General features: G+C 34.1%; 18 protein-coding genes. 6 read left to right on the top strand and 12 right to left on the bottom strand.

Annotation, left to right across the window (positions count from 1 at the left end; genetic code table 11):
* Position 1: 1 nt before the first annotated feature.
* From IRZ78_RS04200 to IRZ78_RS04175, 6 genes are all read right to left on the bottom strand, one after another.
* Positions 2-406 (bottom strand): curli production assembly/transport component CsgF, encoded by a 405-nt coding sequence (locus IRZ78_RS04200; RefSeq protein WP_194615325.1) that lies wholly within the window; start codon positions 404-406, stop codon positions 2-4.
* 16 nt (positions 407-422) lie between these two features.
* A complete protein-coding gene (locus IRZ78_RS04195) occupies positions 423-725 on the bottom strand; it encodes a CsgE family curli-type amyloid fiber assembly protein (RefSeq protein WP_347349814.1) in 303 nt (100 codons plus the stop codon).
* Positions 726-754: 29 nt separating this feature from the next.
* Positions 755-1,156: a hypothetical protein gene (locus IRZ78_RS04190; protein ID WP_194615323.1), complete on the bottom strand. Its 402-nt coding sequence runs from the start codon at positions 1,154-1,156 to the stop codon at positions 755-757.
* Between the two features lie 8 nt (positions 1,157-1,164).
* Positions 1,165-1,686 (bottom strand): hypothetical protein, encoded by a 522-nt coding sequence (locus tag IRZ78_RS04185; RefSeq protein ID WP_194615322.1) that lies wholly within the window; start codon positions 1,684-1,686, stop codon positions 1,165-1,167.
* A gap of 68 nt (positions 1,687-1,754) precedes the next feature.
* Positions 1,755-2,603 (bottom strand): hypothetical protein, encoded by an 849-nt coding sequence (locus tag IRZ78_RS04180; protein ID WP_194615321.1) that lies wholly within the window; start codon positions 2,601-2,603, stop codon positions 1,755-1,757.
* Between the two features lie 397 nt (positions 2,604-3,000).
* Positions 3,001-5,190 carry a glutamine synthetase III gene (locus IRZ78_RS04175; RefSeq protein ID WP_194615320.1) on the bottom strand — a complete coding sequence of 730 codons (2,190 nt, stop codon included), beginning with the start codon at positions 5,188-5,190 and terminating at the stop codon, positions 3,001-3,003.
* A gap of 427 nt (positions 5,191-5,617) precedes the next feature.
* Here IRZ78_RS04175 and IRZ78_RS04170 point away from each other — a divergent pair, with 427 nt between their 5' ends.
* Together IRZ78_RS04170 and IRZ78_RS04165 are read left to right on the top strand one after the other, a co-directional pair.
* Positions 5,618-6,634, top strand: coding sequence for a glutamine synthetase beta-grasp domain-containing protein (locus IRZ78_RS04170; RefSeq protein WP_194615319.1), 1,017 nt, complete (start codon positions 5,618-5,620; stop codon positions 6,632-6,634).
* Between the two features lie 388 nt (positions 6,635-7,022).
* Positions 7,023-7,997 (top strand): TerC family protein, encoded by a 975-nt coding sequence (locus IRZ78_RS04165; protein ID WP_065447717.1) that lies wholly within the window; start codon positions 7,023-7,025, stop codon positions 7,995-7,997.
* Positions 7,998-8,336: 339 nt separating this feature from the next.
* Here the strand turns inward: IRZ78_RS04165 and IRZ78_RS04160 are convergent, their stop codons facing one another.
* The 4 genes from IRZ78_RS04160 to IRZ78_RS04145 all read right to left on the bottom strand — a co-directional run bounded on the left by IRZ78_RS04160 (position 8,337) and on the right by IRZ78_RS04145 (position 13,378).
* Positions 8,337-8,855, bottom strand: coding sequence for a hypothetical protein (locus tag IRZ78_RS04160; protein ID WP_194615318.1), 519 nt, complete (start codon positions 8,853-8,855; stop codon positions 8,337-8,339).
* 89 nt (positions 8,856-8,944) lie between these two features.
* Positions 8,945-9,814: an alpha/beta hydrolase family protein gene (locus IRZ78_RS04155; protein ID WP_194615317.1), complete on the bottom strand. Its 870-nt coding sequence runs from the start codon at positions 9,812-9,814 to the stop codon at positions 8,945-8,947.
* Between the two features lie 363 nt (positions 9,815-10,177).
* On the bottom strand, positions 10,178-12,214 hold the full coding sequence (locus tag IRZ78_RS04150; protein WP_194615316.1) for a M13 family metallopeptidase: 2,037 nt from the start codon (positions 12,212-12,214) through the stop codon (positions 10,178-10,180).
* Between the two features lie 291 nt (positions 12,215-12,505).
* On the bottom strand, positions 12,506-13,378 hold the full coding sequence (locus IRZ78_RS04145; RefSeq protein ID WP_194615315.1) for an AraC family transcriptional regulator: 873 nt from the start codon (positions 13,376-13,378) through the stop codon (positions 12,506-12,508).
* 448 nt (positions 13,379-13,826) lie between these two features.
* Between IRZ78_RS04145 and IRZ78_RS04140 the strand changes: the two genes are divergently transcribed.
* The 4 genes from IRZ78_RS04140 to IRZ78_RS04125 all read left to right on the top strand — a co-directional run bounded on the left by IRZ78_RS04140 (position 13,827) and on the right by IRZ78_RS04125 (position 16,754).
* Positions 13,827-14,246 (top strand): secretion protein, encoded by a 420-nt coding sequence (locus IRZ78_RS04140; RefSeq protein WP_194615314.1) that lies wholly within the window; start codon positions 13,827-13,829, stop codon positions 14,244-14,246.
* Positions 14,247-14,995: 749 nt separating this feature from the next.
* Positions 14,996-15,403, top strand: coding sequence for a T9SS type A sorting domain-containing protein (locus IRZ78_RS04135; protein ID WP_194615313.1), 408 nt, complete (start codon positions 14,996-14,998; stop codon positions 15,401-15,403).
* Positions 15,404-15,776: 373 nt separating this feature from the next.
* Positions 15,777-16,163 carry a secretion protein gene (locus tag IRZ78_RS04130; RefSeq protein WP_194615312.1) on the top strand — a complete coding sequence of 129 codons (387 nt, stop codon included), beginning with the start codon at positions 15,777-15,779 and terminating at the stop codon, positions 16,161-16,163.
* 204 nt (positions 16,164-16,367) lie between these two features.
* Positions 16,368-16,754 (top strand): flagellar motor protein MotB, encoded by a 387-nt coding sequence (locus tag IRZ78_RS04125; RefSeq protein ID WP_194615311.1) that lies wholly within the window; start codon positions 16,368-16,370, stop codon positions 16,752-16,754.
* A gap of 41 nt (positions 16,755-16,795) precedes the next feature.
* Here the strand turns inward: IRZ78_RS04125 and IRZ78_RS04120 are convergent, their stop codons facing one another.
* A complete protein-coding gene (locus IRZ78_RS04120) occupies positions 16,796-17,410 on the bottom strand; it encodes a hypothetical protein (protein WP_194615310.1) in 615 nt (204 codons plus the stop codon).
* Positions 17,411-17,583: 173 nt separating this feature from the next.
* Positions 17,584-21,024, bottom strand: coding sequence for a methylmalonyl-CoA mutase family protein (locus tag IRZ78_RS04115; protein ID WP_194615309.1), 3,441 nt, complete (start codon positions 21,022-21,024; stop codon positions 17,584-17,586).
* Positions 21,025-21,219: the final 195 nt, after the last annotated feature.

Raw genomic sequence — 21,219 nt, 5'->3', positions numbered from 1 at the left:
GTTATTGATTTGGGATAATTACTTGAGTTTGTTCCCCGGTATTGGTATCTAAAATATTTAGAGTAAGTCCGTCTGCAGATGGGTAAACATCCACTGAATAGCTCCCGAAAGTATAGGAACCTTCTTTTATACCATCAGTACCAAATTGTTGTTTGTAGAGAGTACTTGAAATCTGACTCAATAATTGCGAATTTAAATTGGCTTTAAATCGCTCTAAGTCAGTTTGCGTTTTGGTTTCGGCTGTTTTATCCTTTTGCTTATTTTGAGCTTCGGCACTGCTCAAAAGCCATTGATAGTTAAAGGTATCTCCTCCAAAAGCCGGATTAACTGGTTTATAAACTAATGCCTGAGCATTTATAAACGGAGAAATAAGCAGGAATACTGCCAGGGTGATTATAAATTTCATGTCGCTAATAATAAAATTAATACTGAGTGAAATATTTGCGCTCTTTTTCTTTTTCTTTCAGGTAAGTGAAGGTGGCATTTACAGATTCTTCTGCAACTGCATCTAAAAATTCATCATCCGGCCTTGCCAGAAACTCATAAATAACTTCATTGTCGATACTTATGGTTATGGATGTATTTCTTGCAAAACTATATTCTTCACCTATTGTGACTATTTTTTCAGCGTTGATTCCAAGATCATTGTATTTGTAATAATACCGGTCGTAAAAATCTTTTCCCATTTTGGTTTTAGTATCATCTGTAATAATTCCTCTTAACACAAATCCGTCAACAGGCACTACAATTACTTCTACATCTTTTTTTTTTCTTCACCCAAAACCACACGATCTTTCGCTATTATTTGCTTGTCTTCATCATAAAACAATAATAATACAACTACCTCATCATCTTCAGACAGATTAATCTGAGAAGTAGATAGTTTTTGTTTTTCGTTTGGCTGTAAGGTAAAAACACCAACCTGGTCATTATTAGACTGATTATTACTTTTATTATTATTTTTTATAACAGACATTCTATAGGCGGCACCTCTGATGACATCAGTAAGATTTTCAGCTGTACCAGTAATTTTTACATTACCCTCTACTTTTTCAATTTCCAGTTTTGCTTTTATTTTGTCTTGGGGGACCTGAGCATATACTGTGGCAGTAAAAACCAGAAATAAGAATGTGATATGTCGATATAAAAAACGCATGTTTAAATTTATTTATTGATAAGAATTATTGAGGCGCCATTTCCTGTCTGGGTAATTTTCATGTTTTTTGACAAGGAATTGGTTCCAATACTTTGAATGTTTTGATTGTCTCCTTTTTGGATCATTTCCATATTTACATTATAATTGGTATGCAATGTAAAATCTGAAATTTTATTATTATCTCCTTGTTGAACAATATTCTGGGTCAGTGTTTTAGCATTTTTATCCAGAAACAATTCATTGCGGTGTCCATTTTGGTTTACAGCAACTTTTGTTTCATTTGATTTTAAAAATGCTCTTACTTTATTTAAATCCCCAATTTGCTGAATTTGTATTCCAGACTGAATTTTTGAATTTAAATTATCCTGTGCCTTTTTATCCATACTCGAAACCACACTAAAAGCTTTTTCTTTTGAATTAAAAACAGAAGAGCTGTAAGGTTTAAAATCGGATTTATCTTCTTTTTCCTGCGCATAAAATACAGGAGAAAAAAGTAAAAGCAATACAATATTTAAAATGAAAGTTTTCATCTTGATTGATTTAGATTAAAAAATGAGATAGTCACCTTCTATGACTATCTCATTTTTATTTTCATAAATTACATACCTGATTGGGTCACTGTAATTGTGTTCATGTTTCCAAGTGAAAATGCAACACTAGCATGAGATGTACCAGTTTGAGTTACAGTTGCAGTATTTTTGTTTCCAATTTGCAATGTACTTTCTTTCAATTTAGTACCATCTTGTGTAGTTGTAGCTTTATTTTCTTCACCATATTGATAATGGTATGATTTATTACCATCTGCTACAGCTGTACCTGCTGGAGCTTTTTGAGTTTGCCAAGATTGGTTTTTAACACCACCCTGAGTAGCATAAGCATAATTACCATCACCATTTTGAGTTTGTGTAGCCTCATTAGTATTATGAGGAGCAAATGGTACACTTACTGCATTAACAGCTGCCAATTGAGCTGCATTGAAAGGAGCTCCGGTTGGTTTTTCATTTCCAGTTGTTCCTTGGTCAATAATAGCTTCATTGTGTTTTCCTGTTTGCACCTGAGTTGCTTTATCAAATCCTCCTAATGCTGATGCTGGAGGAGCAATTTGATCTTGCCAGATTGTTGCTTTATTCCAGTCTCCTGTTTGAGTTTGATACGCTTTGTTATCATGGTTACTTTGAGAAGCAAAAGCATTGTTGTTGTTACCTTTTTGTTTTACATCTGCAGCATTGTTTTTAGCATTGTAAACGCCCGGTTGAATTCCCTGATAAACTTCTGATTTGTTCGAATCTCCTAATTGATCAATTTTGGAATCATTTGTTCCTCCATTTTGATTTACAATACCAATGTCAGAGTTTCCTACCTGATTCACTGATGAAGTGTTTCCCTGCGCAATTGCTGCAGCCCCTACAAATAGCATCGCTGAGATGCTTAAAATTACTTTTTTCATAATAGATATATTTAATTGGTTATTAATACAACTTATTATGTAGGTCAGTGTGATTTGGGGGAAATCGAGCCATCAAAAAAACGTCATTCGAAAATAAAATCAGAGGACTTATTCTCTTTCTTCATGACCAAAATTAGAAAACTTCTCGAAAATCAAATCAAGTATAAATACCTATTTTACAATAACATAACGACTTTTCGATGAACTGTAAAACTATCTCGATGAACTGCTGAAATCGTCAAAAACATAAGTAGGAAATTACTTAATTATTACAATTTCCTTACATTTATACCCTGTGATCTGATAAAAACAATGCTTATCTTACTTTATTTTAACATTAAAACAAAAAAAAGCCCATCTTAATTCGATGGGCTTAATAGAATTGTTCAGGTACTTTTTATTTCGTGAACAATAGCTCTCTATATTTGGTTAATGTCCAACTTTCGTCGTCAACAAGTAGCTCTAATTTGTCACAGTGATTACGAATATCTTCAAAATAGGGCTTCACTTTATTGCAATAGGCTTCGGCCATTTTTTGTGCATCTGTTAAATGATTGGCGGTTCTTCTTTCGTCAGTCATCGCCAATACTTTAGAATTTATTCCTTCGATATGACCTGAAATTTCCTTAATGAGAACGATTTGTTCTTTGGCAATAGTTTCAAACGCTGCACCGAAGATTTCTTTTAATCCTTTTACATTCTCAATTAAAGTATTTTGGTAACGTATTGCCGTTGGAATAACATGATTTCTTGCAATATCGCCTAAAACCCTTCCTTCAATCTGGATTTTCTTAGTGTATTCTTCTAACTCTATTTCGTAACGTGCTTCGGCTTCAACATGGTTTAGAATTCCTAATTCAGAAAACAAATCCAAAGCTTGTTTCGAAACTTTCGCTTTAATCGCTTCCGGAGTAGTTTTAAAATTACTTAAACCTCTTTTTGCAGCTTCTTTTTCCCAGCTGTCGCTATATCCGTCACCTTCAAAAAGTATTTTTTTAGACTCTTTGATATATTCTCTTAAAACATTAAAAATAGCATCGTCTTTTTTCATGTCTTTCGACTCGATCAAAGTATCTACCTCTATTTTAAAATCTTTTAGTTGTTTGGCTACAATTGCATTAAGGGTTGTCATCGAATTCGAACAGTTCGAATTTGATCCTACTGCTCTAAATTCAAATTTATTTCCGGTAAAGGCAAAAGGCGAAGTTCTGTTTCTGTCTGTATTATCCAAAAGAACGTCCGGGATTTTACCCACTACATTCAGTTTTAAATCTGTTTTTTCTTCAGGAGATAATTTTCCTGTTGTCACACTTTCTAATTCTGATAATACTTTGGTTAATTGTGCCCCAATAAAAACAGAAATAATTGCCGGCGGCGCTTCATTTGCTCCTAACCTGTGATCATTACTTGCAGTTGCAATAGACGCTCTTAATAAGGTTTCATAATCGTTAACTGCTTTTATGGTATTAATAAAGAAAGTCAGGAATTGTAAATTGCTCATTGGCGTTTTACTCGGGCTCAATAAATTAACTCCAGTATCTGTTGCCAAGGACCAGTTGTTGTGTTTTCCTGATCCGTTTACTCCTTTAAAAGGTTTTTCGTGAAATAGTACTTTAAAGTCATGACGCTCTGCCACTCTCTGCATCACATCCATCAATAATGAGTTATGATCTACGGCAAGATTGGTTTCTTCAAAAATGGGCGCCAGCTCAAATTGGTTAGGTGCCACTTCGTTATGACGCGTTTTTACCGGAATCCCCAATAACATACATTCCTGCTCTAAATCTCTCATATAAGTAAGCGCACGAGTTGGGATAGAACCAAAATAATGATCGTCTAATTGCTGTCCTTTTGCAGAGGTATGTCCTAATAAAGTTCTGCCGGTCATCATCAAGTCAGGACGGGAATTGGCTAGTGCTTTATCGATTAAGAAATATTCCTGCTCCCAGCCTAAAGTAGCGGTTACCTTTTTTACATTTTTATCAAAATAGCGACATACTTCTGTTGCGGCTTCATCTATGGCAGATAAGGCTCTTAACAACGGAATTTTATTGTCCAATGCTTCTCCTGTATAAGCGATAAATACAGTTGGAATACATAAAGTAGTTCCGTAAATAAAAGCAGGAGAAGTTGGATCCCAGGCCGTATAACCTCTGGCTTCGAATGTATTTCTGATTCCGCCATTCGGAAAACTCGACGCATCCGGCTCTTGTTGTACCAGTTGTGCTCCGCCAAATTTCTCTACCGGATCACTTCCGTCATATGAAACTTCAAAAAAAGCATCATGCTTTTCTGCCGTAGTTCCTGTAAGGGGTTGAAACCAGTGTGTATAATGAGTAACTCCTTTAGATAATGCCCATTCTTTCATTCCCATGGCAATGTAATCTGCCAGTTTTCTTTCTATTTTAGTTCCGTGCTGAACAGCGTCTCTAACACCTTTTAAAGCATCCGAAGTCAAAAACTGCTTCATTGCTTTTTCATTAAAGACATTTGCACCAAAAATGTTAGATTTTCTATCGATTTCTTCAAAATGTACTGGTTTTCTTGTAGAAGCATCTCTCAAGGCCTGGAAACGTAATGTTGACATGTATAATAAGTTTAAAATTTGTAATAATTTTTATTAAAAAATGATCGACAAATATAAACAAATAAAAAGCCTGTTTATAAGATAAATTTGAGATTTTTGTTCGACGATTTTTCAACATAAGACGCTTTTTTCAAAGAATAATGAATTTGATTTAAAGAAATGTAACAAAATACATCAGTATTCTTCATTAAATAAACATTTTTTCATAATTCCTTAACCCTGATTTATAAAAAACAGCTGTAATTTTTACGAATTTATTTTTTAATAGTGTTAAAAATTGCTTTTTTAAAAATATACCCCTTAGAAAATTGCGCTTATCCAAAAAATAGTAGAGACATAAACAAAACAGCCCCCTAATTTTTACGGCTAAAAAAATAAATCTATATTTGACCCAACGAAAAAAACAAAAAAATTAATTTATATTATTATGGCTAAAATTAAGTTAGAGTACATTTGGTTAGATGGATATGAACCAACTCAAAATCTTAGAAGTAAAACTAAAGTTGAAGAGCATGAAAATTTCAAAGGAACATTAGAAGAACTTGGAAACTGGTCATTTGATGGTTCATCAACAAAACAAGCTGAAGGCGGATCTTCTGACTGTTTATTAGTTCCTGTTGCTATCTACCCTGATCCAACTCGTATAAACGGATACCTTGTAATGTCAGAAGTAATGTATGCTGACGGAACGCCACACCCTTCTAACGGTAGAGCTACAATTGATGATGATAATGATGATTTTTGGTTTGGTTTCGAACAAGAGTATTTCATCATGGATACTAAAACCTTATTGCCATTAGGTTTCCCTGTTGGAGGATATCCTGCTCCACAAGGTATGTACTACTGCTCTGTAGGTGGAAAAAACACTCACGGAAGAAAATTAGTAGAAGAACATGCTGATTTATGTATCGCTGCGGGTCTTAACTTTGAAGGTATTAACCAGGAGGTTGCCTGCGGACAATGGGAATTTCAATTATTCGCTAAAGGTGCTAAAAAAGCCGGGGACGAAATTTGGGTTGCCCGTTACTTACTAGATCGTTTGACTGAAAAATATGGTTACTATATAGAATACCACCCAAAACCACTTGGAGACACAGACTGGAATGGTTCTGGTATGCATGCTAACTTCTCTAACGAAGTATTAAGAACATGTGGTTCTAAAGAAACTTACGAAAAAATATGTGAAGCTTTCCGTCCTGTAGTTGCAGAACACATTGCAGTTTACGGAGCTTACAACGACCAACGTTTAACTGGTAAACATGAAACTGCTTCTATCCATGATTTCTCTTACGGAGTATCTGATAGAGGAGCGTCAATCAGAATTCCTTTATATACCGTTCAAAAAGGATGGAAAGGATATCTTGAAGACAGAAGACCAGCTTCAAACGGAGATCCATACAAAATTGCTGCAAGAATTATCAAAACTGTTAAATCAGCGATATAATTCAAAGCTTAGATTATATCTTAAAAGTGCCATCAAATTTGATGGCACTTTTTTTTTGCCGTATAGTTTGCCTTTCTGATTGCTATATTTTTTTTCAGGAGCTAATCTTTGTAGAATCCCGAGTGTGATCCTTCATTTCCTCAGGATAACAAGATTACGGGTAGCTACGATGGGTAAAAGAAATAAATCCGTTCAAATCTGTGTTTTCGCAAAGCGAATCGGTGTCATCCCCATGCCATTTACCACAATCTTCCCATGATACACAAAACCAACATCACTAACTTAGAAATCTTTAAGCTTTATTCAGAATTTGAACACAACTTTTCGACAATTAATTTTTAAGTTAAACTTCAAAAACTATCTTTGTAAATCATTTAAAAAAAGTATCATGATAGTCTGGATTTTGTTTTTATTAGCCGTTGTTTTTATTCTTGCTTTAGACTTGGGTGTTTTCAATAAAAACCCACATATTATTAGCACCAAAGAAGCAAGTAAATGGACACTTATTTGGGTGACTTTATCGTTCCTGTTTTCAGGAGTAATTTACTGGCTTTACACTACTGATTATATCGCAAATCCTGACAATCTAAAACCAGCGGTAGCTTCTATGAAGTTTATTACCGGTTATTTGATTGAACTTTCTTTGAGTGTAGATAATATCTTTGTGATTGCCATTATTTTCGCCTCTTTCAAAATTCCGCAAAAATACCAACACCGCGTTTTATTCTGGGGAATCCTGGGCGCTGTAATCTTCCGTGGATTAATGATTTTCTTTGGAGTAATGCTAATCAATAAATTTGCATGGACCACTTATGTATTTGGGCTTTTCCTTCTTTTTACTGCAATAAAAATGTTGTTCTCTGGAGAAGATGATGATTTCCAGCCAAAGGATTCTTTTGTATATAAAACATTAGGAAAAATTATTCCCATTACTGCTGAAATGGATGGTGAAAAGTTTTTCATTTCTACCAAAACAGCCAAAAGAGCTGCAACTCCATTATTTGTAGCCCTGATTGTTATTGAAGTTATGGATGTTCTTTTTGCTGTGGATAGTGTTCCTGCTATCTTAGCCATTACATCTGATCCGTTTTTGGTATTCAGTTCTAATATTTTTGCTATTCTTGGATTACGTTCTATGTATTTCTTCCTGGCCAATATGCTGGCAAAATTCAGTTATTTAGAATATAGTCTGGTAGCCATTTTAGCCTTTGTTGGATTAAAAATGTTACTTCATGAATGGATTCACGTTCCGGAATGGGCTTCATTAGGATTTATTGCTCTTTCGCTTTTAGTAGGGATTTTGGTTTCTCTTAAATTCGGAAAAGAAAAAGAACTTACTGATACTGATTTGGGAGAAGAATAGTATTCCTAAAACATATATTTACAATAAAGGCTATCCTAAAAAGATAGCCTTTTATTTTTATTGATCATTTGTTATTTCGCTACTATATTAAAAGACAGACGATTTCGAATAATCGTTTTAATAGATCTACAAAGTTTGTCATTTCGATTGAAAAAAGGCCCAAGCGATAGCGAACAGACAAAGTAAATTACACATGAAAATCGATAAAGATTAGGCTATAGTTGCGTAGTTATTTTCGGCAATTCCCCGTGCCTCGGAATGACAAGATTGGGGATAATAAACGTGTATTCATAAAAAAGGAGATCTTACGATCTCCTTTTTTATGATTGAATTATGAAATTATAAATTAATTCTCTTAATATCACTTTCATTTAATTTTAAGGTTTTCATCACATCTAAATAATTAGATTTATTAACTGAGTTTACAAAATCCGCAGGAACTACAACAATTCTAAAAATCTGATTAACTCTATAAGCAGCAGGAACTGTGGCTCGATTATTTCCGTCTAAATAAATATTCACATAACTAGGTGTAAAAACATATTTTAAAGAAAAATCTCTAGTCCCATCATTCAAATAATAAGTTTCTGGCAAAGCCTGCCAAACTGGTCGATTACCGGAATCTACTCCATCAAAACGATATACCAAAACGACATCAGAATCAAATATTGGCTTTGGAAAGGTAAATCTAACACTATAATCAGGCCCTACAAAATTATAGTAATTAGGTGCTATATTTTCATAAACAGTTCCTATTTCTCCATCAATCCCATCATATCCCGGAGGCCCTTGATCGCCTTCACAGCTTGAAAACACGATTAATCCAACAACTGCGAATAAGGTAAGTATCTTTTTCATAATTTTTATTTTTTTAAGTTTATACATAAAGGTATTCCAAAAATCAAACCAAAAAAAGCTTTTACGTTTCTTTCTGTAAAAAATTTCTATTATTTTTTTGTAACCTGCTGGTTTTTAAGCAAGATTTTATTAAAAAATAGTACATGATAAGGTAGAGAATTCTCCCAATAATCCCAGGTATGCGCTCCGGGACGTTCTATGTAATCGTGATCTACTTTGTTATATACCAGTCTTCGGTGTAATTCTCTGTTGGGTTCTATTAAGAAATCATCAACTCCACAATCGATAATTAGAGGTAGTTTATTGGCTTTAATTTTATCCAGCATTCCAATTACGGCATATTGGGCATACATTTCAGAACTATCGCTTTTGTCTCCAAAAACAGGCTGCATCAGTTTTACTACCTGAGCCGAAGATTCACGATTAAGCATCGTACTCATATCTACCGCACCGCTCATACTTCCGGCAGCGCAAAACAATTCAGGATGTTTGGCAGATAAGTATAATGCGCCATGACCTCCCATAGAAAGTCCTGTAATTACTCTTCCGTTTCGGTTGCTTATCGTTCTATAGGTTTTATCTACTTTTTGAACTACTTCCTGAGTAATAAAAGTCTCAAACTGACTTCCTTTATTTACCGGACTGTCCAGATAAAAACTGAATGTCTCTCCTTCCGGCATTACAATAATAATATTATACTGATCAGATAAATTTTGAACTAGTTTTTTGTTTGGTGTATTTTTCAGCCAATCGCTAAAATGACCGTAAGCTCCATGCAATAAATACATCACCGGAAACGCCGATTTGCTTTTTGCATAAGAATTGGGTAATACAACCGCCGCTTTATAGGTTTTGCTCATGGCGGTACTGGCAACTTGTAAAGTATCTACTTTTGCAGCGTAACTCATTGAAGAAGCACATAAAAGAACAGCAAACACTAAGATTCTAAAGTTTTTCATATTTATATTTTTTCTTTTTTGGGATTGTAAATATAGTTTTTTCCGCGTAAATTATATGAAAAATCCGACTGGTTTTTTGGTAGCGGAGGTTTGCCACTAATTGCACGAATTTTCACGAATTGGATTACGATTAATTTTTTCACGCAGATTTAAAAAGATTTAAGCGGATGTACACAGATTTTTAATTTTAAATCGAAGTAAAATTTGCTAAAATCTGCAGAATCTGCGTGAAACAAAAATCCACACATTTTTCAGACAAAATAAAATCATTTTAATCCGTACAATCTGTGGACAATTACATCGTAAAACAAAAAAAACCATTCGCTGCAACGAATGGTTTTATATCACTTATAATTGTATGTCTTACCAGATTACTACTCGTAAACTATCCGGCTGATACATTTTATCTCCTTTTTTGACATTGAATGCTTTATGAAATTCAGGAATATTACTCAAAGGTCCATTTACCCTAAATTGTTCCGGTGAATGTACATCAGTCATGATTTGATTGATTTTCGATTCATCTCTTCTGTTGATCATCCATGAATAAGCATAAGCAAGGAAATAACGCTGCTCGGGAGTTAATCCGCTAATTTTTTCCTTGTTTTTAAATTGTGCTGTTTTCTGGAATGCTTCATAACCCATAATTACGCCGCCTAAGTCGGCAATATTTTCACCTTGAGTGGCATCACCATTTATATTTTTACCCAATATTGCATATTTACTATATTGGTCTACTATCAACTTTGTTTTGGCTTTGAATTTTTTCAAATCTTCGGCCGTCCACCAATTGTTCAGGTTTCCTTTTTCATCATATTGACTTCCCTGATCATCAAAACCGTGCGTGATTTCATGTCCGAAGAAAGAACCACCAATAATTCCGTACAAGACAGCATCGTCCGGCATACGTCCTTCGTAACCCGGTACAATAATATTACAAGCCGGAATTACGATTTCGTTATTACTAGGATTATAATACGCATTGTACGTTTGCGGCTGCATCACCCATTCGTTTCTGTCGACAGGTTTTCCAAATTTGTTGATCATGTATTGATAATCCCAAATATAAGCTTTCATAACATTGACACAATATGATTTTCGATCTATAGAAAGTGCGCTCATATCCTTCCATTTATCAGGATAACCCAATTTCATGACCATTTTACTCAACTTGAACAAGGCTTTCTGTTTAGTAGGTTCGCTCATCCAGTCCAGTTTTTTAATATGTGAAGCAAAGACATCACGAATATTATTTCCTACTTCCAGCAACTTCTCTTTAACACCTTTTGGCATATAATCACTAACATACACCTGACCTACTAATTCCCCTAAAGATGAATCTGTTTGTTCTACTACTCTTTTCCAACGTGGTTTTTGAGTTGCAACACCATTTAGTACTGTCGAATAAAATTTGAAATTTTCTTTTTCGATCGCTGCGTTCAAATATGGAGCGTAAGCACTAACAAGGTTAAACTTAAGATAGGTTTTCCAGTCTTCGATCGTATATTTTTTTATCGTGGTATTTAATGCTTTAAAAAATTCCGGCTGTCCTACTATAACTGTATCCGCTTTTGCAATACCTAAAATTGGCAATACTTTTTTCCAGTCGATATCGGGTGTAAGCGTATTGAACTTTTCTACAGATATCTTATTATAATTTTTTATAGGATCACGAAGCGCTTCTAATTTTCGGGATGATTTTGCCAGTTCAGTTTCGAGTTTCATAATTGATGCTGCATTTTTTACCGCAACTGATTCTTCATCTCCTGTAAATCGCATCATGTTTTTAAGATGAGACAAATAAGCCGCACGAATTTCGACATTTCGTTTATCCGAATCAAGATAATAATCTCTCTGTTTCATTCCTAAACCGCCTTGTCCGAAAAACAGCGCATATTTTGTACTGATTTTATCGTCTTGCGAAACATAAAATGTAAATGCCGGATCTGCACCAACAGTTTGCAAATGCGCAATTGTATTGACCAGTCCTGAAACATCTTTAATTTCGTTGATTTTTTTGATTTCGGTATCTAGCGGAGACAAACCTGCTTTTTCGATGGCAATCGTATCCATGCCCGACGCATAAAAATCACCTATTTTTTGTTTATTGCTTCCTTTTGCTGCCGATTCATCTTTAGCCGAATTTTCGCAGATACTTTTAATTTGTCCGTTGATCGTATCAACTACAGTTCTCATTATTCCGTTACTGCTATCCGTTTTCGAAATAGGATTTTTTTTGAACCAGCCATTATTGGCATAATTAAAAAAATCATCGGCCGGATTGATGGTGGTATCGCGATTGGTAATTAAAGGATCTGAAAATGCGACTTCTTTTTTATTACAGCTAAAAAATGTCATTCCGATAAGAAGGAATGTAACAGGTTTTCTAAATAAACTCATTTGGTTATAAATTTTGGTTGATGGAAATAATTCATTATTTGAATTGTTATAATTTAAAGATAACAAGCATGTAAATATAATTTTTATAACAACATCAAAAATTAAAAAAAAATCCAAATTTTAAATTCCAAATTCCAAAAAAAAGCTTCAACTACGCTTAGCTAGACAGAATAAAAAAAATTGCCACGAATTCTACAAATTGGCACTAATTTTTTCTAAGTAAAATAAAAATATTATTTCGTGCTAATTTGTAAATTCGTGGCAAAAAATCTAAAGCTTCCTCCTATAGAATTAGCTAATAATAATTTTGTGTTCGTGACGGTATTGCGAAGCGCTTTTACCGGTGTATTGTTTGAAAGATTTACTAAAATGACTAAAATTATTAAAGCCGCTTTCGTAACATACTTCATTTATGCTTATTGGTTTTTCGGCCAGTAGTTTTGAGGCATGAACCAAACGATATTCGTTTACGAATTCTGTAAAGGTTTTATTGGAAATCTTCTTAAAATAACGGCAAAACGAAGGCGTTGTCATACTTACCAGACTTGAGACCTCATCTATTGCGATAGATTCCTGAAAATGATCTTTTACGTAATTAAAGATAACATTGATACGATCATTGTCCTGTGTTTGCAATTCTAACGAAAATCCGTCGGCATTAAGCACAGTATATTCTTCAGAAGAATCTAATTCGTCTAAAACACTCAGGAGCGTCAATAAACGTTCAAACGGAAGCTGGTGTTCCATCATCTCGATTTTCTTACCGATTCTTTTTTTAGTTTCTCCGCCAAAAGCAATTCCGGCTTTTGCCTGACTAAAAAGATTCTGTATCTTTTTCATTTCGGGAGCAACAAAAAAATCATTCCCTAAAAACTCAGGTTTTATATGAATAACAGTTTCATTAATGTTTCCTGTTTGTTCATTCGTAAAACCACAATGTGGCAAATTAGCACCTATAAGTATCAAACTACCATTCGTATAATAAGAAACGTGGCTTCCTATTTGTCTTTTGCCCGCCCCACCATTTATATAAACCAACTCGATTTCTGGATGATAATGCCATAAATGCGCTTTACTATTGGTCTTTTCGGCGTGCTTTGTGTAGGTAAAAGAACTTCCGTATGAGTTTGATATCACTTCAAGAGCTGGGGCAATTGTCTTCATGATAATTTCTTTAAAAAATAATAGCAAATTTAACAAAAATGCCTAATATAATTTAAAAATTAACCTATAACGGTTTCGTAAATGAGAATTTTGCATTATAATCATTAAAAGTTAAATGCCCGAACAACTACATTTGATGGATTTTTTTCATGATCCGTATTTTTTTGGTAGATTTTTTCCATAAATCGTATTTAGTACTACCATTTAATACCGATACGCGATATTTGTAAGAATATTAGAACTTTTATAGAAATGTTAATTTTATTGAATAATTGAAAAATAATAGCCGAATTAACAAAAACACCTAATATAATTCAAAATTTAACCTATAACGGTTTCGTAAATGAGAATACAGCACATAAATTGGAAAATACAGTTGTGAAAAAAAAGCAATGACCGGAGTAATTTAGCATCAGAAAATTAAAGCAATAATTTAAAACTAAGAGCTATGAAAAAGATATTAAAATTAAGTTTAGTGTGCGCAGTACTTTTTACAGGAATGAGTACTTATGCAATTGATGGAAATGATAATGGTGCAGCTGATTTTAACCTTCATGTATTAAAGGCTAATGGAAAGCTAATTACGTTTGCTTTAAACCAGGTTAAAAAAGCAAGTATTAGTATTTACGATAAAAACAATACTTTAATCTATTCTGAAAATGCTTTTGGCAAAGAAGGAATTTTAAGAACTTTTAGTTTAGAAGAACTTCCAGCAGGAACTTACTTCTTACAAGTAGAAGACAGCGTTAAAAAAGTAAGACACGAAATTACAATTACTGATGATACATCTGTATTATCTTCAAAAGCAGTTTCGTCATCATATAAAGCAAATACAATTGCTCAAAATTCAAGCGTAGCAGTACGCTAAAAAAGTTTATACTTCTCATAAAGTATAAAAATGAGGTTAGATAGTTAGTAAAGTTAAAAACATGATTGTTTTGAAACAGCTCTTTGTGGTTATTGAGCTGTTTTTTTTGTGCCCTACTTTTTTGGATTTGCAACAAAGGCAATAAGACACAAAGTTTGTGTTTTTTTTGTTTAACCGTAAAGGAGTTCGCAAGTTTTACATTTACAAAGCTTTGTGAACCTTGTGTTTTTTTTTTATAAAACCCTTTAAATATAATCTTTGTGTTCTCTGTGGTAAAAAACTTGCTCCATGTTGAAATGAGAATTAAACACAAAGAGCACTAAGAGTTTTATATAACAGTAAGCTAAAACACAAAGTTCAAAAAGCTTTGCGATTGTAGAAATGCTTTGTGTTAGTTTCTTGCGAAGATCCTTAGTTCCTCGGGAGGACATTGGGAGGAAATGAAAAATCCGCTTTAATCTGCGTTTTCCCTTTAGCGAATCCTTGTCATACGCGTACCCTCTCAACGTTACTCCATAAAAATTTTGTAAGAAAACCAGACCAATCAATATTATCTCAATTTAAACAAAACATTAAAAAATAATAACCTAATTAACAAAAACGATAAAAATAATTCAAAATTTAACCTATAACGGTTTCGTAAATGAGAATACAGCATCGAAATTGGCAAATAGAGTTGTTAAAAAACACCTACATCCTAAGTAATTTAGCATCAGAGAATTAGAACTATTAATTTAAAACTAAATACCATGAAAAAGATTTTAAAATTAAGTTTAGTATGTGCGGTACTTTTTACTGGAATGAGTACTTATGCAATTGACGGAAATGAAGATTTTAATCTTCACGTATTAAAGAATAATGGAAAAGTAATTACGTTTGCCCTTAATCAGGTAAAAAAAGCCAATTTATCGATCTATGATAAAGAAGGTACTTTAATTTATTCTGAAAGCGCTTCGGGTAAAGATGGAATTTTGAGAACTTTTAGCTTGGAAGAATTTCCTGCCGGAACTTACTTCCTGGAAGTTGAAGATAATGTAAAAAAAGTGAGACACGAAATTACTATAACTGATAATGCAACTGTATTATCAAAAAAAGCAATTTCATCAGTTTACAAAGCAGGTTTTTCTGCTAAAAATACAAACGTAGCAGTACGTTAAGAAGTTATACTGAAAAGTATAAAAGTGAGGTTAGATAGTTAGTAAAATTTAAGACGAATAATCGTTTTTTAAACAGCTCTTTGTGGTTATTGGGCTGTTTTTTTATGCCCAATTTTTACCTGAAAATTTTCGTGAGCTTATTTTTAGAAAACTATTCTTAATAAATATAATAGTTTGATTTTTACACGATTAAAAAACAGGAACTAAAAACATCCAGAAGCCCAGTAATTACGTACATAGTTCAGTCAAAGCACAGAAACATCTTTAATTCAGCAATTTACACATATAAAAAAGTGATTTTTTTGCATAAAATTAAATTTCAATTTGTAGTTTTGAGCGTTCCACAAACAGTAATTAACAATTTAAAAAAAACATGACAAATTTTACCAAAATGGGCTTAGTTGTTGCCTTATTTTTAACAACAATCTTTACTTACGCAATTGATGGAAAAGGTGATTATATTTTGAATATAAAAACCGGAAACGGAAAAGTAATTAGCTTTACTTTGCACAACGTTGAGAAATCAGTATTTTCTATTTACGACGAAAACCATAATTTAGTGTACACAGGAGCATCTGCTACAGATAAATTAGAGATTTCGAAAACTTTAAGTTTAGAGGCATTTCCTGCCGGAACTTACACTTTAGAAGTAAACGAAAATGGTAAAGTTGCGAAACACGAAATTGCTGTTTCTGCTAAAAAATCAAAAACTATTAAGCTTGACGAATCAGTAAACGAAAGTCCTGGTTTCCGTCGTTAATTGTTTTTTACGTAAAAACTGAAAAGCATCGGCCGTGGCTGATGCTTTTTTTTGTTTTATAAAAAATGATTTCATCCATAATAAAACAAACAATTATGAGTTATACAATTGACTTACATAATTTTACAATAAAAACAAATACAATTTATTTTTTTTATTGTTTTAAGGATTAAGCATTTCTCAAATTCATTCAAAAAAATGTCTATGCAACAAAAACCAGCTATTTTACTATTATTGACTGTTTTTTCATTTCGGGTTGCTGCCCAGACTGAAGAATTTTACACTACTGATAAAATAAGCGACAAATATGCTTATGTCGACGTAATTAAAACTTACGAAAATGTTGCTGCAAAAGGATACAAATCTGTAGACCTGTTTCAAAAATTAGGAAACTCCTCTTATACACATTGTTATTTTGATAAAGCAGCAGTATGGTACGGCGAACTATTTGCTATGACATCAGATTTAGACCCCATCTATTATTATCGCTACGCAGAATCATTGCGATCCCTTTCTCAAAACGAAAAAGCCGATGCATTGATAGAAAAACTAAAAAGTAAATCTAACGCAACGGTAAGACGTAAAATATAGAAAGGCTTATATGTTTTGGGTTCACGAGCAGGAAGTTTTTATTAACGGCTTAGCTTAAATTCTAAATGCTTATGTGGTGGCACATAATCTTCATTCCATTCTACTTCAATATACTTTGATGCATATTCTTTCATATTCTCAATACCATCAAGCAAAATCGCTGACCCTCCTTCTTTTACTGCATTATTTACCATCTTAAAAGCAAACTCAATTCCCTCCCAATCCAGTGCGGGTAAGTCAAATATTATATCTTTTGTTTTTGAAAGAGCTGCATATAAAGTCAAAAGCTTTCTTGGGGTTCCTGCCAACTTCTCTATTTTAGTTTCTTTTGTAATCCATTTATCTTCAAATATTCTATTAGAAAAAGGACTTTTAAGATCTGCGTTTTTCTTAAGATATCTTCCAACTGTCAAAGGGAAAAAGTTATCCCTAAAATATGATCTTCTAAAATACTCGACAAACCTCATCTTTCGATGCAAGATTACATTTTCATGCTTAATTTTACCGCAAAAAACATCTCTTAGAAATACCTCAGCATCATAATAATCGTCCTCTTTAGACAAAAACAAAACGACTACTTCACCTTCATACAAAACAAAAGGCGGTATATAAAAAGTATCTGTTTTAATCCCTGTATTTTCTAGAACAATTTTCATTATAACTTAAGATTTATGTCTTTTATAAAATAATATTAAACTTAAACGCTAATATATACAAACAAACTTTTCTAAAATTGAGAAAACACGTAAAGCACTTAAATTTTACAAACAAAGCAAAAAAAACCTCTCAATATCTTGAGAGGTTTTCCATAAATATAAATTGTAAATTTTTACATATTCCTTCTATACTGCCCGCCCACCTCAAACAACGCTGAAGTAATCTGACCTAAAGAACAAACCTTTGTAGCTTCCATTAAATGGTCGAATAAGTTTTCGTTTTTAATGGCGGCTTCCTGTAGTTTGTTTAAGTGCTCGTTTACTTTTGCTTCGTGAAACTGGTGTAAGTTATCCAGCATCGTAATTTGATATTGTTTTTCTTCTTCGGTGGCACGAATTACTTCTGCCGGAATAACCGTTGGAGAACCTTTTGAACTCAGGAATGTGTTTACACCCACAATTGGGAAATCTCCGTTGTGTTTCAGGGTTTCATAATACAAACTTTCTTCCTGAATTTTAGAACGCTGATACATGGTTTCCATTGCACCTAAAACTCCACCACGTTCTGTGATTCGGTCGAATTCTTGTAGAACGGCCGCTTCTACCAAATCGGTTAATTCTTCGATGATAAACGATCCCTGAATTGGGTTTTCGTTTTTGGCCAGACCTAATTCTTTATTAATAATCAACTGAATGGCCATGGCACGACGTACAGACTCTTCTGTTGGTGTTGTAATTGCTTCATCGTATGCATTCGTGTGCAATGAATTACAGTTGTCGTAAATCGCATACAAAGCCTGCAAAGTGGTTCTGATATCATTGAAATCAATTTCCTGTGCGTGCAACGAACGTCCCGAAGTCTGAATATGATATTTCAGCATCTGTGCTCTTTCGTTGGCCCCGTATTTGTTTTTCATGGCTTTCGCCCAAATTTTACGTGCCACACGACCAATAACCGAATATTCAGGATCTACTCCGTTTGAGAAAAAGAACGATAAGTTTGGTCCGAAATCGTTGATGTTCATGCCGCGGCTCAAATAATACTCCACGTAAGTAAAACCATTCGAAAGCGTAAAGGCCAATTGCGTAATGGGGTTCGCTCCTGCCTCGGCAATATGATAGCCTGAAATCGAAACCGAATAAAAATTACGAACGTTTTTGGTAATAAAATATTCCTGAACGTCGCCCATTAATCTCAAGGCAAATTCGGTAGAGAAAATACAGGTATTTTGCGCCTGATCTTCTTTTAGAATATCGGCCTGAACCGTACCACGAACCTGCGATAAAGTTTTGGCTTTTATATCATTATAGACTTCCTGAGGCAAAACCTGATCTCCGGTAACACCCAAAAGCATTAATCCTAAACCATTGTTTCCTTCTGGTAAATCGCCTTGGTATTTTGGGCGTTCAAGACCTTTGTCTTTGTATATTTTGTTGATTTTAGCTTCAACTTCTTTTTCAAGATCATTTGCTTTGATGTAATATTCGCATTGCTGATCGATCGCCGCATTCATAAAGAAACCTAACAGCATTGGCGCTGGCCCGTTGATGGTCATACTTACAGATGTTAAGGCATGAACCAGATCGAAACCCGAATACAGTTTTTTGGCATCATCCAGACAACAGATCGAAACTCCGGCATTTCCGATTTTTCCGTAAATATCCGGACGAATATCAGGATCGTTTCCGTACAACGTCACACTATCAAAAGCGGTCGAAAGTCGTTTTGCCGGCAATCCTGCACTCACATAATGAAAACGTTTGTTTGTTCTTTCCGGTCCGCCCTCGCCTGCAAACATTCTTGACGGATCTTCGCCTTCACGCTTGAACGGATACAATCCTGAAGCAAACGGAAATTCACCCGGAACATTTTCCTGTAAATTCCAACGCAGGATATCACCCCAGGCTTCGTATTTAGGCAACGCTATTTTCGGGATTTGTATGTGTGATAAACTCTCGGTATGGGTCGCGATTTTAATTTCTTTATCACGAACTTTAAAGGTATATACCGGATTTTTGTATTTGTTTACTTTCTCGTCCCAATTCAGGATAATTTCCCAATTGTACGGATCTAAATCCATTTTTACTTTATCAAACTGATTCAGTAAAAGATTAAGAAATATTCTATTTTCGTCATGCTCCTGAATTCCGCTTGGTAAAACAGTTGAATCATCGATTCCTGCTTTATTAATTTGCGGGATTTTACCTGAAACCGATTCTATGGTTTTAAAGATCCCGTATAGTTTCTGAGCTACTTTTTGCTGCGAAAGCGCAATTTCGTCATAGGATCTGTTGTTCTCTGCAATTTCAGATAAATAACGGGTTCTGTGTGGAGGAATCACGAAGATTTTCTCGCTCATTTCGCGCGTGATTTCAAAGGTCGAATGCAATTCTGAATCTGTTTTTTCGACAATTTTATCCATTATCGCTTTATACAGCGTGTTCATTCCCGGATCATTGAACTGCGAAGCAATGGTTCCAAAAACTGGCATTTCGTCCGGATTTTTATCCCATAAATTATGGTTGCGCTGGTATTGTTTCTTCACATCTCGAATGGCATCAAGAGCGCCTCTTTTGTCAAACTTATTCAATGCTACCAGATCAGCAAAATCAAGCATGTCGATTTTCTCTAATTGTGTTGCGGCACCAAACTCGGGCGTCATTACATATAAAGAAACATCAGAATGATCCATAATCTCGGTATCTGATTGCCCGATTCCCGAAGTTTCCAGAATAATCAAATCATATTTTGCCGCTTTTAAAACCTGAATCGCTTCGGCTACATATTTAGACAAAGCCAAATTTGACTGGCGTGTTGCCAAAGAACGCATATAAACGCGAGGATTATTAATAGCATTCATACGGATTCTGTCTCCTAATAAAGCTCCTCCGGTTTTACGTTTCGAAGGATCGACAGAAATTAATCCGATTGTTTTCTCTGGAAAGTCAATTAAAAAACGACGAACCAATTCATCAACCAAAGATGATTTTCCGGCTCCACCTGTTCCTGTAATTCCCAGAACCGGAATTATAGAATTGGTATTATTAGTATGTATCTGGTCAAAAACCGGTTTTGCAATTTCGGGGAAATTCTCAGCTGCCGAAATTAATCGTGCAATTGCAGTTGGAATTTTATTTTCGATATGATCGATTTCTCCGTTTAGTTTGTCTCCAATAGGATAATCAGAACGTTCTACCAAATCGTTGATCATTCCCTGTAAGCCCAAAGAACGACCATCATCTGGAGAATAAATTCTGGTAATACCATATTCGTGTAATTCTGAAATTTCGCTTGGCAGGATTACTCCGCCTCCGCCTCCAAAAATTTTGATATGTCCCGCTCCTTTTTCATGGAGCAAGTCATACATATATTTAAAGTATTCATTATGCCCTCCTTGATATGATGTCATAGCAATCGCATTTGCATCTTCCTGAATAGCGGTATTCACCACTTCCTCGACACTACGATCGTGACCCAAGTGAATCACCTCAACTCCGGTTGACTGAATAATACGACGCATTATATTGATTGCCGCATCGTGTCCGTCAAAAAGAGATGCTGCAGTAACAATTCTTACTTTATTTTTAGGAATATATGGTATTTGTTGTTCCATTTTATGAATATGATAATTTTAAGGGAGCAATTTACAAAATATTATAATATTTGGTTATCGTAATATCTTTTTGTTAACAAAAAAAATAATATTTTTTTCAAAACCAGGGGTAACAATTTCAATCGTTATCGTATATATCCAATATAAGTCTTATAGAAATGTTAAGAACATGGTAATCTTGAAAAATTTAATTTA

Source organism: Flavobacterium sp. CSZ, assembly GCF_015350725.1.
Classification (GTDB): domain Bacteria; phylum Bacteroidota; class Bacteroidia; order Flavobacteriales; family Flavobacteriaceae; genus Flavobacterium.
This window is presented reverse-complemented; position numbering and strand designations above follow the sequence as displayed.

Coding starts and splice junctions, on each gene's coding strand:
- IRZ78_RS04200 (WP_194615325.1), bottom strand. CDS start 406: ATGAAATTTATAATCACCCTGGCAGTATTCCTGCTTATTTCTCCGTTT.
- IRZ78_RS04190 (WP_194615323.1), bottom strand. CDS start 1,156: ATGCGTTTTTTATATCGACATATCACATTCTTATTTCTGGTTTTTACT.
- IRZ78_RS04185 (WP_194615322.1), bottom strand. CDS start 1,686: ATGAAAACTTTCATTTTAAATATTGTATTGCTTTTACTTTTTTCTCCT.
- IRZ78_RS04180 (WP_194615321.1), bottom strand. CDS start 2,603: ATGAAAAAAGTAATTTTAAGCATCTCAGCGATGCTATTTGTAGGGGCT.
- IRZ78_RS04175 (WP_194615320.1), bottom strand. CDS start 5,190: ATGTCAACATTACGTTTCCAGGCCTTGAGAGATGCTTCTACAAGAAAA.
- IRZ78_RS04170 (WP_194615319.1), top strand. CDS start 5,618: ATGGCTAAAATTAAGTTAGAGTACATTTGGTTAGATGGATATGAACCA.
- IRZ78_RS04165 (WP_065447717.1), top strand. CDS start 7,023: ATGATAGTCTGGATTTTGTTTTTATTAGCCGTTGTTTTTATTCTTGCT.
- IRZ78_RS04160 (WP_194615318.1), bottom strand. CDS start 8,855: ATGAAAAAGATACTTACCTTATTCGCAGTTGTTGGATTAATCGTGTTT.
- IRZ78_RS04155 (WP_194615317.1), bottom strand. CDS start 9,814: ATGAAAAACTTTAGAATCTTAGTGTTTGCTGTTCTTTTATGTGCTTCT.
- IRZ78_RS04150 (WP_194615316.1), bottom strand. CDS start 12,214: ATGAGTTTATTTAGAAAACCTGTTACATTCCTTCTTATCGGAATGACA.
- IRZ78_RS04145 (WP_194615315.1), bottom strand. CDS start 13,378: ATGAAGACAATTGCCCCAGCTCTTGAAGTGATATCAAACTCATACGGA.
- IRZ78_RS04140 (WP_194615314.1), top strand. CDS start 13,827: ATGAAAAAGATATTAAAATTAAGTTTAGTGTGCGCAGTACTTTTTACA.
- IRZ78_RS04135 (WP_194615313.1), top strand. CDS start 14,996: ATGAAAAAGATTTTAAAATTAAGTTTAGTATGTGCGGTACTTTTTACT.
- IRZ78_RS04130 (WP_194615312.1), top strand. CDS start 15,777: ATGACAAATTTTACCAAAATGGGCTTAGTTGTTGCCTTATTTTTAACA.
- IRZ78_RS04125 (WP_194615311.1), top strand. CDS start 16,368: ATGCAACAAAAACCAGCTATTTTACTATTATTGACTGTTTTTTCATTT.
- IRZ78_RS04120 (WP_194615310.1), bottom strand. CDS start 17,410: ATGAAAATTGTTCTAGAAAATACAGGGATTAAAACAGATACTTTTTAT.
- IRZ78_RS04115 (WP_194615309.1), bottom strand. CDS start 21,024: ATGGAACAACAAATACCATATATTCCTAAAAATAAAGTAAGAATTGTT.